Below are 15,211 nucleotides of genomic sequence, written 5' to 3'. Positions count from 1 at the left end.
GGCGTTCACATATAAAGCTAAGCCATTTCCTTAAACTCGGTGAAAAATTAATGCGTTGAAGTGACATAGTACAACATTGTAACAAAAGAAGCTATACCAAAAATCTGATGGGATAACGCAAAAAAACTCTCAATCCGCATACTACTACCGTAGTAAGGGACGAGAGTTGTCGTGGTGCCACCCTAATTCGCTATTACTCTTCAAAGAAGAGCAACGGCCTTAATGGCCTACAAAATAGACCAGATTCATAACGCGAATCACGCGACTATATCTACTAATAATTCAATATAGTAACTCGGGAGCGCTAAAGTATACTGTATGATTACTGATTCTCACCAACCATCAGCTCTCTGAATAATCGGTACAGTTCTTTTCTCCGTCATCGCTGTTTAGATATTGTTAAATAACAATTTTTTCATAATGTATCATGTGTAACATCAGCATGTCAATAGTTCAAACTACTAAAAAGAGGAAGAAAACCCAAAGTTGCCTCCTAAATTTTTCCTCCATCTATCGAAGGTTCTTGAATCTATTGAGTATTTTGGATATCATTTAAATATTCCCTTTATTTACATCTGAGGCAAAGACATCATTTATAGAATAGGAGTAAGAATTGGCGAGAATGAAAAAACAACATTGGAAGAAATTAAAATTTCAAAAGATTGAACCGCACCAGCTGACGGATCGCCTTCTTCTTATCAACCTTTATTTAACACAAGCATTCACATTAATTATAGGTATTATCTGGATCCTTTTTCAAAAAAGAAATCCGCTGGATTTATTAAGTTTACCCCAAGGCTGGCAATTTGTAATGTATGGTCTTGGACTTGCTGCAATCATGCTGGTAGTTGATTTCTTGTTATCAGCGGTTATGCCTGAGGACAGCATGGACGACGGCGGTATTAACCGTATGTTATTCCGCAAAAGACCTATCTGGCATATTATATGTATCGCTGCCGTTGTGTCGATTTGCGAAGAACTTCTGTTTAGAGGTGCCATTCAGCATTCCTTTGGTCCTTATTGGACAAGTATTATTTTTGCTCTCATTCATTTTAGATATTTGAATCACTGGCTCCCTACAGGCTGGGTTTTTGTATCTAGTTACGGCTTAGGATATATCTATGAGCAATCCGGAACATTATGGGCTCCCATACTGTGCCATTTCCTAATTGATTTAATATCCGGACTCGCCATTCGTTTTCGGAGGGAAACATGAATCAACAACTAAGTAGAACACAAAAGTATGGTCAACATCGTCGTCGCAAGGAGGGAAAGGAACTAAAACCTTCCAAGTCACTTCATAAGATCGCTGAAAATAGTACACCGATAGATAATTCAGTTGTGAACAAGACAATGTATAAAAAACCTGTGAGAAAAAGTCAGCCCGTTCCCGAGTTATCAAGAATGCAGCGCAAACTCCAGGCTGAACAAAAACAAAAGAAGGAAGCGAATGGACGTATCCAAGAAGCGGAGACGCTTCCCACAAGGGCAGAACTGTTTCCATCTCGAAGAGTAAGACTTAGCAAGTGGTTCATTAACTCACTTATTCTCCTTTTTATCCTTCTAACTGGATTTCTTGTCTATTGGGGGATTATAGGAGCTCCTCCATTAAATACATTGATCCCCTAGAGCTCTAGATCGATTAGCAGCTAAGGTTCAGGCTGCATTCGGTCTGAAAACTTTCTTGTGTGATCCGCGCATGACTTCTCTTATTTGCGTGAACAATAAGGAATGCATCCTATCACACAAGGAGGTTTTATAGGTGAGAACTTCTTCGTTTCTAATGGGCTTAACAGTTGGTGCTGTGGCTTGTTCTGTCCTTTCTCAAAAAGGAAATATGCCTACGGCAAAACAAGCGAAAAAATATCTGCATGATGCCAAAGAAAAGGTAATGGACATGACCTTTCCTGGAATGGATAGCATGCTGAGCAAAGCATTGACAGATGAGAACACAACGAATGCAGGATCAAACTCGAAATCTTCGGCTCAAAAATTATCGACTTCAGAACAAAAAGCCGAGAATTTAGATTTGATTAAAACTTTTATCCGTTCGAATCCAGACGTGAAAAAAGAAGTGGAAAAAGTGCTGGCGGAATCGCATACAGCAATCCCTGGATTGTAAAGAAATAAGGATTTGAGGAAAGAATCATTGCAGATCCTTATTGGACTGTAAATGATTCTTTTTTTATCGTTTTTATTACGTGCATTTGTGGGTATAAAATGATAACATACTTACATAATCCATTTTGAGCACATACTCACAGAATAGAACATAATCTGTTTATAACACATGCTTAATAAAGGGGAGATCCTGTATGAAAATAGAACGCTTAAGCAATGACAAGATACGGATTTTCCTGACTTTTGATGATTTAAGCGAGCGTGGTATCCAGAAGGAAGATATGTGGCAGGAAGAACCAAAAGTTCATGAACTGTTTACGGAAATGATGGACCAGGCCTACAGCGAACTTGGATTTGATGCTACTGGCCCTTTGGCCGTTGAGGTCTTCGCGTTACCAGCTCAAGGAATGGTCGTTATTGTCACAAGAGGCAAATATGATCGTGAACGATATGGTGCATTACACGAAGATGATATAGCAGACGAAATATACGAAATGGAAGTAACACTCGAGCAGAGTGATTCTGTGATGTATGTATTTAAGGATTTTGAAGTATTGATTGAGGCAGCTCACATGCTAAAAGCAAAAGTAACGGAAGCTGGACGTTTGTATCATTATAAGGACAAATGGTTCTTGCATCTTGAACCGGACGAAGTCGACACGGAACAGCACGGAGCGCTTATTGCCCTTCTTGCTGAATTTGGCGAGGGAAGTTCGGTTACCTCAGCCGTACTCGGAGAATATGGCAAGCTCGTTATGCCAGAAAATGCAATCGGAACGATTTGTGAACACTTCAAACGTCATGATTCTTAAATTTTGATGAGTAAGTATGTGAAACCATTATCTTGGAGGGATGTTCGGTGCTTTTGTTTTCGGTCTTGACGGCAGCAATTGCGCCGGGACTTTCCCTGCTTACGTATTTTTATCTTAAAGACCGTTACGATGCCGAACCTCTCCATATGGTTATTCGAATGTTTTTTTTCGGACTCCTTATCGTATTTCCCATTATGTTCCTGCAGCGAGGGTTAATGCTTTTTCTCGGTGATTTCGGAAATCATCCGTTTTTGCATGCATCTGTTGTTTCTGCTGGGATTGAGGAAATACTCAAATGGCTTGTTTTATTTTTCGTTATTTATCATCACACTGAATTTGATGAGCCATATGACGGAATATTATATGCGGTAGCCATCTCACTAGGTTTCGCCACAGTGGAAAATTTGCTGTATGCATGGGCTGGAAATGCTTCAATGAGTTTCATGCTTTATAGAGCATTACTCCCTGTTTCGGGACATGCGATGTTTGGTGTTATTATGGGATATTATATGGGCAGGGCAAAATTTAGCGACAAAAAGAACTTGCAACGTAAGTTTCTTGTTATGTCGATTCTTCTTCCGATTTTCTGGCACGGACTTTACGATCTGATTCTCGGAGTAGAACAGGCTTGGTATTGGTTTATCGTCCCTGTTATGCTCATCCTTTGGTATGGAGGTATGGGGAAAGTATACCGTGCTAATAATCGTTCACCATTTCGATTCGTGAAACGTGAGGAAGAGGTTAACCTGTAATTGATTTGGATACACTTGTTTCTAGTTGACAGTTTTTCTGTCTATTTTAGGGACAAGTGTTTTTTTTGTGTTTACTTCCAAATTCAGCCAAGGAGTGAAGGTTTAAATCATGAGAGTAAAAGTGAAGATTCACTGCAAGCAATGCGGTGAAAGGTTTGTCTTACGAGGTAAAAAAGAACGGGGAAGAATTGAAACTGGATTCAAACAGTGTGTCTGTGATAATAGGGACATGTTTGATATTGAGGAAGAAAGCTTCTAATTTTAAGATCATCCATGCATAACCTTCCTTTCTTCTTGTCACAATAAGGTCATCGTACCTGAAGAAAGGAGCAATATAAGATGTATAAAAGGTTAAGTTCGGTGTTATTCCCAATTGTATCAATACTGCTCATTGGTTCTTTGATCTGGGGGTATCAACAATATCAACAACGTAATGCAGTTGCTTTGAAGTCGGAAAATCAATATCAACGTTTATTTCATGATCTCTCGTACCACATGGACCGGATTCATTCGGAACTAGGAAATACGCTTGCGGTTAGCAGCACATCAGATGGCATGCATAAAAAGGGGCTTATGAATGTATGGATGCTCGCGAGTCAAGCACAGAGTGAACTTAATCAGCTTCCACTCACATCGCTTCCCGTTAACAAAACAGAAGAGCTTCTATCTCGCATATCTAAATTTGCGTATCAAACTTCGTTAAGAGATCTTCGTGAGAAGCCGTTAACAGCTCAAGAAAAAGAGAATCTTAGAACTTTGTACAAAAACTCAGCTGAGATTAACAAAGATTTGGACCAAGTACAATTATCTGTACTCTCTGATAACCTGAAGTGGGGTGACGCAGAGGCTGTTATCAACGCGCAAGGGAATAAGCAACAGCAAAATGTAATAGTAGATGGTCTTCGAGCTGTGGATCAAAAAGTTGGTAACTATCCACCTATGGATTGGGGACCATCCGTTTCGAGTCTTTATGAGCATCGTACTGTGCGTAAATTAGGCGGAGTACCCGTTACAGCGGAAGACATTAAACGAAAAGCTCAAAAGTTCACAGATATAGACAGTCCCGCTATTCAGGTGATTCAGAACGGGAAAGGAACAGATTACAGGTCCTACACCGCAAGCCTTACTGCACCAGATGGTCATTTGATTCGTATGGATTTTACTGTGGATGGCGGCCTGCTAATTTCATATAATGATGAAAGAGAAGTAGGTCCAAAACAAGTGAATCGGGATACAGCAATGTCTAAAGCCGATCGTTTCCTTGAGCACAAAGGATATCGTGATATGAAAGCTGTTGCTTACAATGAATATGACAATCTAGGTAACTTCACTTATGTAAGAGAACATGATGATGTGCTCGTTTATCCTGAAAAAATCACGGTACGTGTAGGTCTGGATAACGGAGAGGTTATTGGGATCCAAGCATCGGATTTCCTTAACGAACATAAGGATGATCGTAAATTTGCAGAGCCAAAAATTAAGCTGAAGGATGCGCGAGCGCAGCTAAATCCTGACTTTAAAGTATCCTTTACGCGTAAAGCGTTAATTAAAAATGAGTATAATGAAGAAGTGCTCTGCTATCAATTTGGTGGAAAAATAAACGATACGATGTACCGTATATACATTAATACAGAGACAGGTGTTGAAGAAGCAGTGGAAGAAATCCCTGCTCCAACCGCAGGTTCTAAAATGTAGATGGAAAGCTTCTCCTTTGGGGAAGCTTTTTTTTGCATTTTTCTGAATGTAATTCCAAGAACGCATGGTATAATATTCCTGTTATAATTCATGAATGTGCGACTATAGACAGGGAGTGAATGAGGTTTGTATCCGAAAGTAAATGATGTGTTGTTCATCCAGTTACCCTCAGAAGGTGAGAAAGAAGCGAATTACGAATACCGTTCAAGAATTGCCGAAACAGATGAAGATGATATTTATATGGAAGTTCCGATTCGAGAGGGTAGCGGACAGCTGAAAAAACTTCATATGGGTGATGAGCTGTCGGTTTACTTTCTAACAGAAGGTGGAGTAAAGCATTACTTCAATACATACGTGACTGGTTTCAAAGAAGATGTAATAAGAATGGTGAAGTTTCGTAAGCCGACTGCAGAAGAAATTTTTCAAGTGCAGCGGCGTAATTTTTTAAGAGTCCAGTCCGAGTTAGAACTGGCTGTTAAGTTCAAACATGATTTTACCCGGTTTTTAACCTATACCGATGATGTAGGCGGAGGAGGCATTTCTTTTGTAGGGAATTCCAAACATGAAGTTAAGGAAGGGCAGATCCTTTCTTGTTGGCTGTTGCTTCCTTATAAGAACGGAGAGCTCGAACATGTTCCTTTTGAGGGCATCGTGGTACGGAGCATTACCCTCGAAAGTGGCCGGCAGAAAGCCATGCTTGAATTTACACAAATCTCTGACATGGAACGTCAAAAAATAATAAAGTACTGTTTTGAGCGTCAACTTGATTTTAGAGGTAGATAAATAAATTCATAACGATATATTCATGGAGTGAATGAATCATTATTTCTCAGGGCACAATGAACAAAATTGTTCTGCAGGAGAGATGGGAATGAAGCAGCCTGGTGATGAAGTCCGCAGATATGAAGCTTTATTTATCAAATTCAGTACGCAGGTTGAACGTAAGTTAAAGACACTGCTGCTATGTCTTCTTCTGTTACTGATCGTTTTTCAAATTTTGCTGCATAACAGATTCACAGCACCCTATATGTCAGCAGTGTTTCGGCTTGAGGGAACCCCCTTGCCTGCTTCTTTCCAACTACCCAATATGCTTAATAAAGAGTGACCATTTTTGCATCACTGTTGGTTGTGTGGTATAATTTTCTCGTCGCAGGCAATGCCTGCTTTTTTCTTGAGGCTTAAGTTTGAGGAGGAATGCCCCGTTGACAAGCCAGAATACAGCAGAGAACGGGAAACTGAACGTGGCTATTGACGGTCCCGCAGGAGCTGGGAAAAGTACCGTTGCTAGACGCGTGGCGAGCAAACTGTCTTATGTGTACGTGGATACAGGCGCTATGTATCGTGCTGTAACCTATTATATGCTTCGCCATGAGATTAAACCAGAAGAGGTAGATACCGTACTTGCACACGTTAGAAAACTGGATATTGAACTTATACCAGCGGAAGGCGGGCAGAAGGTATTCCTTAATGGGGAAGAAGTATCAGGGCCGATCCGTTCGAGAGAAGTTACTGGAGTTGTATCCTTATATTCGCAAATCGAAGATTTGCGTCATCACCTTGTTGAGATGCAGAGAAAAATGGCACTTCGCAAGGGCGTTGTTATGGATGGAAGGGACATCGGAACGACGGTTTTACCCGATGCAGAAGTGAAAATTTTTATGACCGCAAGCGTTAGGGAACGTGCACTTCGTAGGTTCAAGGAACTCGATAAGATGGAAGAGGTAACACTGGACCAGCTCGAAAGAGAGATTGCGGCTCGGGACAAGCTGGATCAGGAACGTGAAGTTTCGCCGCTGCGTCAAGCAGAAGATGCCTTCGTTCTTGATACCACATTAATGAGTATTGATGAGGTTGTTGAACACATTGTAACGCGCTGTATGGAAGTCAGGGGAGAGGTTGGATTATGATTTATTCAATTGGTCGGTTTCTGTTAAACGTAATTTACACTGTTCTATTTCGTTTAGAGGCCACCGGGAGAGAGAATATTCCCCGCGAAGGCGGCGTGGTATTGTGTTGTAATCACATTAGTAACTTTGACCCGCCAACTCTTGGAATTAAGATTCACCGCAAGATCCGATTTATGGCAAAAAGTGAATTGTTTGAAGTTCCGGTGCTCGGTCCAATCTTAAAAGAACTTGGAGCATTCCCTGTGAAACGGGGCGGTGTGAGTAAGGATTCCATTAAAACAGCGCTTAACATCCTTCGGGGTGGAGAAGTCTTGGGGATTTTCCCGCAAGGAAGTCGTCATAATGATGGTGGTATGGGAAAAAAGGGAGCTGCTAGTTTCGCACTGCGAAGCGGAGCTGCTGTAGTACCTGCTGCTGTAATCGGTGAATACAAACCTTTCAGAAAAATGAAAATTGTTTACGGTGAACCCGTTGATCTAGATGAGTTCAGAGATGATCCTACAGGAGAGTCACTTGAACGGGCAACGGAAAAAATTATGTCTAAAATTGATGAAATGGCTAAGACTGGTGTACCATCGAAGCCATAAAGCCAATGAATGACACATCATATTTTATGGTAAGCTAAGCATTACCAGGTTATGTTTTGAACTCTGCTACGGCAGGTTTAAATAAATGGGGTTTTTGAATTGAGGAGGGTATTGATTATGTCGGAAGAAACTAAAAATCAAGAAGTAACAGAAGCAGCAACCCAAGATGAATTGGATTCATTCGTATCATTAAAAAAAGGCGATACTGTAAAAGGAACCATTGTCAAATTGGAAGATAACCAAGCTTATGTAAGTATTGGATATAAATATGACGGTGTGATTCCAGTTCGCGAACTTTCCTCTGTACAAGTGGATAATATCAGCGAAGCAGTAGAAGTTGGCCAAGAAGTGGAATGCAAAGTAGTTAGCATCGATGACGAGAAAGAAAAACTCGTTCTTTCCAAACGTGCAATCGACAGCGAAAATGCTTGGGAAGATCTTGCTAAAAAGCAAGAGTCTGGTGAAGTATTTGAAGTTGTTGTATCCGATGTCGTTAAAGGCGGCGTAGTTGCTGACGTTGGCGTACGCGGATTCATCCCTGCTTCTATGGTTGAGCGTCATTTTGTGGAAGATTTCAGTGATTACAAAGGAAAAACACTTCGCGTTGTTGTAAAAGAACTTGATCGTGAAGCTAACAAAGTAATCCTTTCCCAAAAAGATGTTCTGGATGCAGAACACGAAGTTAACAAACAAAAAGTGATTGCTGAACTTACAGAAGGACAACAAATTGAAGGTACTGTACAGCGCCTGACTCAATTTGGAGCTTTCGTAGATGTAGGCGGCGTTGACGGTCTTGTTCACGTTTCCGAGATTGCTTGGAGCCATGTGGATAAACCATCTGATGTTCTTTCCGAAGGCGAAAAAGTGAATGTTAAAGTACTGAAAGTTGATCCTGAAAAAGGAAAAATCAGCCTTAGTATTAAAGCAGCACAACCAGGTCCTTGGGAAACGGCTGCAGATCAGTTCAAAACAGGCGATATCGTAACAGGTACTGTAAAACGTCTAGTTCAGTTTGGTGCTTTCGTAGAAATCGCACCAGGTGTAGAAGGTCTGGTTCACATTTCCCAGATTTCTCACAAACACATCGGTACTCCGCATGAAGTACTGAAAGAAGGACAAGAAGTTCAAGTGAAAGTTCTTGAACTGAACCCTGCTGAGCAACGTGCAAGCCTGAGCATCAAAGAAACAGAAGAAGCTCCTGCTGATGCAGCGCCGCGTGCTGAAAAATCCAGAAAATCAAATGCTCCACGTGAAGTGGTTAACAACCCTAACGTTTCTTTGAGCAACGAAGGACTCAGCGTTACACTGGGCGACCTTTTCGGTGATAAATTAAGTAAATTTAAATAATGAAGTCGCGTTAAGCTTATCTTCATACAGGCAACACAAACAGGTTGCTAATCACGATTGGCGGATCCTTCGGGGTTCGCCGATTGTTGTTAGAACCTGTTTTTTGGATAAGGAAAGCATTAGCTTAATTATCTTTTTTTTGCTATGATGAAGCGTAAGAAGTGACAGGAGGAGTGTATTTTATGGCAAGACCCGTTGTGGCTATAGTCGGACGTCCGAATGTAGGAAAATCAACAATTTTTAACCGGATCATCGGCGATCGGTTGGCCATTGTGGAAGATAAACCAGGAATTACGCGTGACCGTTTGTATGGTGTGGCGGAATGGAACGGCAAACCTTTCAGTATTATTGATACGGGAGGAATCGAAATTGATGGTGAAGATATCATTTTGAGATCCATCCGTATGCAAGCAGAACTCGCTATTGAAGAAGCTGATGTCATCGTATTTATGTGTGATGCGAAGACAGGCGTTACGCAAGCTGATGAAGAAGTGGCTCAAATACTGTATCGATCCGGTAAACCGATCATCGTTGCAGTTAATAAAGTAGACAATATGGGTCGAAGCGACCTCATTTATGAATTCTATTCTTTTGGTTTTGGTGATCCGATTGGTATCTCCGGAAGTCATGGTACGGGTATTGGTGACTTGCTTGATGCGATTGCTAGTAACCTCCCTGAGCTCGAGGAAGATGGGTATGATGAGGATGTAATAAGAGTTGCTCTCATCGGACGACCAAATGTAGGGAAATCATCGCTAGTCAATGCAATCCTTGGGGAAGAACGCGTTATCGTAAGTGATATAGCCGGAACAACAAGGGATGCGATTGATACTCCATTCGAAAAAGATGGCCAGCGTTATGTTCTTATTGACACGGCAGGTATGAGAAAACGCGGCAAGGTATATGAAACTACCGAGAAATACAGCGTAATGCGTGCAATGCGTGCGATTGAACGTGCTGATGTTGTACTGATTGTGATTAATGGCGAAGAGGGAATCATTGATCAGGACAAGCATATTGCTGGTTATGCTTATGAAGCAGGTAAAGCTTCTTTATTCGTCGTGAACAAATGGGATGTTGTAGATAAAGACGACAAAACCATGCGTGAATTTGAAAAGAACATTCGGGATCATTTCTTGTTCATGACCTATGCACCGATCGTATTCCTATCTGCAAAAACTAAACAACGCTTACAAAAATTGCTTCCTGTAGTACAACATGTATCACAGCAACATGTCATGCGTGTTCAGACTCATTTACTTAACGATGTAGTATCTGATGCAGTGGCGATTAACCCGCCGCCAACAGACAAAGGAAGACGACTGCGCATTAATTATGTAACACAAGTAGCAGTGAAGCCTCCTACCATTGTTGTTTTTGTAAATGATCCGGAACTGATGCACTTCTCTTACGAGCGTTATCTTGAGAATAAAATACGTGCTGCTTTCAATTTTGAAGGTACACCTATTCGTATATTTACTCGGCGTAAGTCCGACGAAGGTTAGGGGAGAAACAATGTGATTTATGCTATCATGGCTATAATCATCAGCTATCTTCTAGGTTCCGTAAGCTTTAGCTTTTTGCTTGGTAAACTAACAAAAGGCATAGATATACGGGATCATGGAAGCGGCAATGCAGGTGCAACGAATACGTTACGTGTTCTTGGAAAAGGACCGGCTATTCTTGTGCTTGTACTTGACGTTGCAAAAGGGATCGCAGCGGTATGGATCGGCAGATGGCTTGGCGGTGATTCACAGTGGGTTCCAGCGCTGTGCGGAGTCGCTGCTATTGTTGGTCATAACTGGCCCGTATTTTTCCGTTTTCGTGGAGGGAAAGGGATTGCAACCGCCATTGGCGTGCTTGCAACCCTTTGTTTGTTACCCGCTTTATATGCAGGAATTATAGCGATTATGTGTATTGTAATTACTAGATACGTATCCTTAGGTTCTTTAATTTTCGTATTTCTAACACCAGTGTTCTTATTTATCCTTCTTTATCCATGGCCGATATTTTGGTGTAGTCTCGTGATTTGTATACTAGCCTTCTGGAGGCATCGGACGAATATCAGAAAACTGATACGCGGGGAAGAAAGTAAGCTGGGATCTCGTTCATCAAAAGGGGGTAAACGGGTTGTCTAACAAAGTAACGTTACTGGTAGCTGGAAGCTGGGGAACTGCACTGGCAAGTGTTCTTGCAGACAATGGCCATGATGTATACATGTGGACACGAAGTAACGAGCAAGCTGCTGAGATCAACGAGCAGCATATGAATGCTCGGTACTTACCCGGCATTATTTTATCTGAACGGATTAGGGCTACAAATGATATGGAAGAAGCGGTAGAAGGCAGTCAGGCTATTATTATTGTAGCTCCTTCTTCAGCGATGCGTTCCGTAGTACAACAGCTGCAGCCTTTTTACAAAAAAGACACACTGATTGTACATGCAACGAAAGGCTTTGAAACGGCAACTTTAAAGAGAATGTCTGTCGTCATTTCGGAGGAACTCGGCTGTCCTGAGGGAGATATTGTTGTGCTTTCAGGTCCGAGTCATGCGGAAGAAGTTGTTCAGAAAAAACCGACCACAACTGTGGTGGCGTCCTTAAATGATGAGCTTGCTAATCGTGCTCGAGATTTGTTCATGAATGTGAACTTTCGAGTATACACCAATCGAGATTTGCTTGGTGTTGAACTAGCAGGTGCGTTTAAGAATATCATTGCTTTAGGTGCAGGAATGTCAGACGGTCTTGGATTTGGCGATAATGCCAAAGCAGCGATCATAACCCGCGGCCTTGCGGAAATTGCTCGCATAGGTGTAGAGATGGGTGCTAACCCGCTTACTTTTTCGGGACTCGCTGGCGTAGGGGATTTAGTCGTGACCGCAACAAGCAAGCATAGCCGTAACTGGCGTGCTGGATATTCGCTCGGACAAGGCAAACCGCTGCAAGAAGTACTAGATGCCATGGGCATGGTTGTGGAAGGAATTCGTACTACAGAAGCAGCTCATGCGATATCACAAAAGTATAATGTCCAAATGCCGATCGCTGATCAGCTCTATAAAGTGCTCTTCACAGGCAAAGACAGCCGTACTGCGGTAGAAGCGCTGATGGGCCGCGATCCGAAGACAGAGATGGAAGTCATGAGACTCGAAACATGGGAGCAGTGGCACACTTAGGCTTCTGGGTTCTTTTCTCATTTCTCCATTATCCTTCACCCTTCGATAAGACAGCTCATATAATATGTTGAGTTTTTGTCTTGAGGAGGGGAATAAATGGCAGACAATATTTCTAAAGATGCTTTAAATGCAATTAATAAAAAGACAGGGAAGAAAATCACGGAGGGCGCAGTGAAAAAGCTCGCTAGTACGGTGAAACCTTCTACTTTACAAAATGAGGATCAGCTGAGAACGCTGATCAAACAAGTATCTGCAATGGCAAAAATACCTGTTAGTGAAGAAACGATTCAGGAAATTGTCAATGCGATCAAGAAAAGCGGTATGAGTCCGAGTAACATGGAAGCGATTATGAAGATGATGATGAAAAAGAAATAATAGATCCAGTTAAGAAAGAGATATTTACCTCTTTCTTACTACGAAGAACAAAGTTGGGCTCCTGCCTGTTATCTTTGTTCTTTTTCTTTTTACAAGGAGGAATGGTTAAGATTTCATGTTATAATCACCTTATCTGAAAAAAGATGGGTAATACATTGTTTTCTGGGATCAATAGATGTATTGGAGGATGAAACATGGATGCAATGGACAAGATGTGGCTTTCGATTATTGCTGTTCTAATTATGGGATTGTCTGTCTTCTTGATTACTTTTGCACGTGCGAAGACAAAGGGTATAATAAAAGGAGTTTTATCTTTTCTTGCTTTTATAATTATGCTGCTCGGACTTCTTAGTGGTCTGGTTTCCATTATGTAATTATAACAAGGAAGACTGAATTCATTAAACGATTGGAGTCATGATAAGTGCTTGATACAGCTTTAAACGTCTTAGGTAAGACTTGGAACCCGAAGCGATACAACTGGCTGTTAGGAGGAAGCTGCAGCCTTCTGCTGCAGGGAGTAGAACTAGCAGACCCGCCGAATGATATTGATGTATATGCTGATTTTGAAACCGCGAGACCCTTACATAAAGAGATAAGTTCCTATTCAGTTGATGAGCAGCGTCTTGATCGCAGCGGTACCTATACTTCTTTGCTCAGTCATTATCAGATCGGTGAAGCATCTATAGAATTATCCGGAGGCTTTGAAATTTGTACATCGGACTCCCTTTATCGAACAGATATTGCTTTTTTGATACCTTATGCAAAGAAATTTAATATTCCCGGTGCGCAGCATTCCATATCTATGACACCGCTAAGTCATGAGCTCATGTTTAACATCCTTCGTGAGCGGGCAGATCGATATGAGCTTATAGCAAAGAAAATGAAAGAAAATATAGACGTTCATATCCCTTTATTAAAAGATCTAATTCGCCGTAATGTGTGGTCATCAGCACATCTCAAACAGTTGGAGGATGCACTGGGGATAGATGGAGATTTATTACGTGAACAAGGTCTGCTCTGATACAGCTATACTGAGCACGGACAAGCAGGGGGTAAGTGATGAAGGTAACCTTTTTACCAAGTGGCAAACAGGTTGAAGTGAAGCAGGGAGTTACTTTACTTCAAGCAAGTCGTTTAGCAGGGATAACGATCCCTACAAGGTGCGGAGGCAAGGCTGGATGTATGATGTGCAAAGTGGACGTTCCCGAAGGAGAAGAAGGTCATCTGAGTAAACCAGGAAGAGCTGAACGTAACAAGCTCGGCGCATGGATCGATCATGGGACACGTTTAGCTTGTCAGGCTGCTATTCAGGACTCGGTTACCGTTCAAGTACCTGAAGATAAGCTGAAAGCAGCGATCCGCAAACAGCTCGAAAGACAAGCAGAAGAAGATAAACTATGGTAAGGTTCCGAAAAAAAGATAGCTAGATTCTAATAAAGGACGGGCTTAATTTATGAGGGAAGTATACAGAATCATAAGAAAACAGCATGTTTTCCTATGTGCTGTTATAACTGCGCTCATGTTGTTGCTGTCGGGCTGTATGCAATCTTCAGGGGGCAGTAACAAAGAAGCGTGGGCCACAAATTATGACGGGAGTGTCTCGAGGGTACAGAATGCCATAGATGCCTTTCAGGACTCGAAGGGTGTTTTGCCGATTATTACGGCAGGGGCTGAAGTCCGTATATACGAGAAATTCCGAGTTGATATGAGCAAGCTTGAACGAGAAGGTTATATTGACGATATTCCAAAGACGGCCTTTGAGAAAGGCGGAAGTGCGTATTTCCTCGTTCAAAATGAAGAAGTTGATCCGGTTGTTAAAGTAATGGATCTTATAACTGTTCAAAAAGTAACTCTAGTTCAGCGTCTAGTTGATTCTTATTATGCCGCCCATGGAACCTGGCCAGTGAAGGAAGAGATATATCCAAACATTCATCTAGTGGACATAGAAGCCATTCAAAATTCGGGAAACCGGGTTGAAGATTTGGCAAGTGTATATTCTGGTGAAATACTTCCTTACATCATAGACCCTGAAGGAACAGTGTATGCAGATTATGCTTTTGACATTATGCAGCTTATTGATCGAAAAAAAATCAATCCGAAAAGCTCGGAAGACATAAGGAAATACCTTACGGAAGAATCTCATTTTGTGCCTGTAAAATCACTCCCTTATACATGGGATGGCGGTCAGCCTATTGCTGTTCCGTCCCTTCCATAATTATGGTCTAGCATGAACGACGTCCATTACACCGTCCCACTAAGGGACGGTGTTTTTATATATTAAAGTGCCATTCGTCATAATTGATAGCTAGCATTCATATATTTAGCGTGGATGGTCTTCGGGAGATCGTGAATCTTCTTAAAAAGAGAGTGCTTCAAGAATAACCAACCAAAAAAAATAGAAAAGACGTCATACTGCAAAGGTCCTGTACATACTATGATACTAG

At 41.5% G+C, this 15,211-nt stretch carries 19 protein-coding genes and 1 other annotated feature; all 19 genes read left to right on the top strand.

The features are described 5' to 3' along the window. Positions 1-152 precede the first annotated feature (152 nt). Positions 153-392 (bottom strand) — a binding site (T-box leader). Between the two features lie 230 nt (positions 393-622). Then, positions 623-1,216, top strand: a complete 594-nt coding sequence (locus GQY27_RS08675) for a CPBP family intramembrane glutamic endopeptidase (protein ID WP_160033666.1) — start codon at positions 623-625, stop codon at positions 1,214-1,216. Beyond that, on the top strand, positions 1,213-1,629 hold the full coding sequence (locus tag GQY27_RS08670) for a hypothetical protein (RefSeq protein WP_160033321.1): 417 nt from the start codon (positions 1,213-1,215) through the stop codon (positions 1,627-1,629). The genes GQY27_RS08675 and GQY27_RS08670 overlap by 4 nt, the downstream gene beginning before the upstream one ends. A 133-nt stretch (positions 1,630-1,762) precedes the next feature. After that, the gene (locus GQY27_RS08665; protein ID WP_160033319.1) at positions 1,763-2,122 is read left to right on the top strand and encodes a hypothetical protein; all 360 of its coding nucleotides are present in this window, start codon (positions 1,763-1,765) and stop codon (positions 2,120-2,122) included. Between the two features lie 193 nt (positions 2,123-2,315). Next, positions 2,316-2,933, top strand: coding sequence for a genetic competence negative regulator (locus GQY27_RS08660; protein WP_160033317.1), 618 nt, complete (start codon positions 2,316-2,318; stop codon positions 2,931-2,933). Positions 2,934-2,980: 47 nt separating this feature from the next. Beyond that, positions 2,981-3,685: a glutamic-type intramembrane protease PrsW gene (prsW, locus tag GQY27_RS08655; RefSeq protein ID WP_160033315.1), complete on the top strand. Its 705-nt coding sequence runs from the start codon at positions 2,981-2,983 to the stop codon at positions 3,683-3,685. A gap of 339 nt (positions 3,686-4,024) precedes the next feature. Then, on the top strand, positions 4,025-5,380 hold the full coding sequence (gene ypeB / locus GQY27_RS08650) for a germination protein YpeB (RefSeq protein WP_160033313.1): 1,356 nt from the start codon (positions 4,025-4,027) through the stop codon (positions 5,378-5,380). A gap of 126 nt (positions 5,381-5,506) precedes the next feature. Beyond that, the gene (locus GQY27_RS08645) at positions 5,507-6,163 is read left to right on the top strand and encodes a flagellar brake protein (protein ID WP_160033311.1); all 657 of its coding nucleotides are present in this window, start codon (positions 5,507-5,509) and stop codon (positions 6,161-6,163) included. Positions 6,164-6,251: 88 nt separating this feature from the next. Further along, positions 6,252-6,485 (top strand): hypothetical protein, encoded by a 234-nt coding sequence (locus GQY27_RS08640; RefSeq protein WP_160033309.1) that lies wholly within the window; start codon positions 6,252-6,254, stop codon positions 6,483-6,485. 97 nt (positions 6,486-6,582) lie between these two features. Continuing rightward, positions 6,583-7,287, top strand: coding sequence for a (d)CMP kinase (cmk, locus tag GQY27_RS08635; RefSeq protein WP_160033307.1), 705 nt, complete (start codon positions 6,583-6,585; stop codon positions 7,285-7,287). After that, on the top strand, positions 7,284-7,874 hold the full coding sequence (locus GQY27_RS08630; protein WP_160033305.1) for a lysophospholipid acyltransferase family protein: 591 nt from the start codon (positions 7,284-7,286) through the stop codon (positions 7,872-7,874). Before cmk ends, GQY27_RS08630 begins: the two co-directional genes overlap by 4 nt. A 117-nt stretch (positions 7,875-7,991) precedes the next feature. Continuing rightward, the gene (rpsA, locus tag GQY27_RS08625) at positions 7,992-9,221 is read left to right on the top strand and encodes a 30S ribosomal protein S1 (RefSeq protein ID WP_160033303.1); all 1,230 of its coding nucleotides are present in this window, start codon (positions 7,992-7,994) and stop codon (positions 9,219-9,221) included. Between the two features lie 182 nt (positions 9,222-9,403). Beyond that, entirely contained in the window at positions 9,404-10,726 is a 1,323-nt protein-coding gene (gene der / locus GQY27_RS08620; protein ID WP_160033301.1) for a ribosome biogenesis GTPase Der, read from the top strand. 12 nt (positions 10,727-10,738) lie between these two features. Then, on the top strand, positions 10,739-11,359 hold the full coding sequence (plsY, locus tag GQY27_RS08615; protein WP_160033299.1) for a glycerol-3-phosphate 1-O-acyltransferase PlsY: 621 nt from the start codon (positions 10,739-10,741) through the stop codon (positions 11,357-11,359). Further along, positions 11,352-12,392 carry an NAD(P)H-dependent glycerol-3-phosphate dehydrogenase gene (locus tag GQY27_RS08610; protein ID WP_160033297.1) on the top strand — a complete coding sequence of 347 codons (1,041 nt, stop codon included), beginning with the start codon at positions 11,352-11,354 and terminating at the stop codon, positions 12,390-12,392. The genes plsY and GQY27_RS08610 overlap by 8 nt, the downstream gene beginning before the upstream one ends. Positions 12,393-12,488: 96 nt before the next feature. Beyond that, positions 12,489-12,767 carry a stage VI sporulation protein F gene (locus GQY27_RS08605; RefSeq protein ID WP_160033295.1) on the top strand — a complete coding sequence of 93 codons (279 nt, stop codon included), beginning with the start codon at positions 12,489-12,491 and terminating at the stop codon, positions 12,765-12,767. A 194-nt stretch (positions 12,768-12,961) separates the two neighbouring features. Continuing rightward, complete coding sequence (locus GQY27_RS08600) at positions 12,962-13,141, top strand: DUF2768 family protein (RefSeq protein ID WP_160033293.1); 180 nt, start codon at positions 12,962-12,964, stop codon at positions 13,139-13,141. Between the two features lie 47 nt (positions 13,142-13,188). Next, a complete protein-coding gene (locus tag GQY27_RS08595; protein WP_160033291.1) occupies positions 13,189-13,788 on the top strand; it encodes a hypothetical protein in 600 nt (199 codons plus the stop codon). A gap of 38 nt (positions 13,789-13,826) precedes the next feature. Beyond that, positions 13,827-14,171: a 2Fe-2S iron-sulfur cluster-binding protein gene (locus tag GQY27_RS08590; protein ID WP_160033289.1), complete on the top strand. Its 345-nt coding sequence runs from the start codon at positions 13,827-13,829 to the stop codon at positions 14,169-14,171. A gap of 49 nt (positions 14,172-14,220) precedes the next feature. Next, a complete protein-coding gene (locus GQY27_RS08585; RefSeq protein ID WP_160033287.1) occupies positions 14,221-14,982 on the top strand; it encodes a YphF family lipoprotein in 762 nt (253 codons plus the stop codon). Positions 14,983-15,211: the final 229 nt, after the last annotated feature.

It is taken from the genome of Paenibacillus sp. An7 (genome assembly GCF_009870785.1).
In the GTDB taxonomy this organism is placed as follows: Bacteria; Bacillota; Bacilli; order Paenibacillales; family Paenibacillaceae; genus Paenibacillus.
Note: the sequence above shows the minus strand (reverse complement) of the source record. Positions and strands in the feature narration are given on the sequence as shown.

Excerpts from the sequence above, each read along its gene's own strand:
- GQY27_RS08675 (WP_160033666.1), top strand. The coding sequence starts at position 623 with ATGAAAAAACAACATTGGAAGAAATTAAAATTTCAAAAGATTGAACCG.
- GQY27_RS08670 (WP_160033321.1), top strand. The coding sequence starts at position 1,213 with ATGAATCAACAACTAAGTAGAACACAAAAGTATGGTCAACATCGTCGT.
- GQY27_RS08660 (WP_160033317.1), top strand. The coding sequence starts at position 2,316 with ATGAAAATAGAACGCTTAAGCAATGACAAGATACGGATTTTCCTGACT.
- ypeB (WP_160033313.1), top strand. The coding sequence starts at position 4,025 with ATGTATAAAAGGTTAAGTTCGGTGTTATTCCCAATTGTATCAATACTG.
- GQY27_RS08640 (WP_160033309.1), top strand. The coding sequence starts at position 6,252 with ATGAAGCAGCCTGGTGATGAAGTCCGCAGATATGAAGCTTTATTTATC.
- GQY27_RS08630 (WP_160033305.1), top strand. The coding sequence starts at position 7,284 with ATGATTTATTCAATTGGTCGGTTTCTGTTAAACGTAATTTACACTGTT.
- rpsA (WP_160033303.1), top strand. The coding sequence starts at position 7,992 with ATGTCGGAAGAAACTAAAAATCAAGAAGTAACAGAAGCAGCAACCCAA.
- der (WP_160033301.1), top strand. The coding sequence starts at position 9,404 with ATGGCAAGACCCGTTGTGGCTATAGTCGGACGTCCGAATGTAGGAAAA.
- GQY27_RS08605 (WP_160033295.1), top strand. The coding sequence starts at position 12,489 with ATGGCAGACAATATTTCTAAAGATGCTTTAAATGCAATTAATAAAAAG.
- GQY27_RS08600 (WP_160033293.1), top strand. The coding sequence starts at position 12,962 with ATGGATGCAATGGACAAGATGTGGCTTTCGATTATTGCTGTTCTAATT.
- GQY27_RS08590 (WP_160033289.1), top strand. The coding sequence starts at position 13,827 with ATGAAGGTAACCTTTTTACCAAGTGGCAAACAGGTTGAAGTGAAGCAG.
- GQY27_RS08585 (WP_160033287.1), top strand. The coding sequence starts at position 14,221 with ATGAGGGAAGTATACAGAATCATAAGAAAACAGCATGTTTTCCTATGT.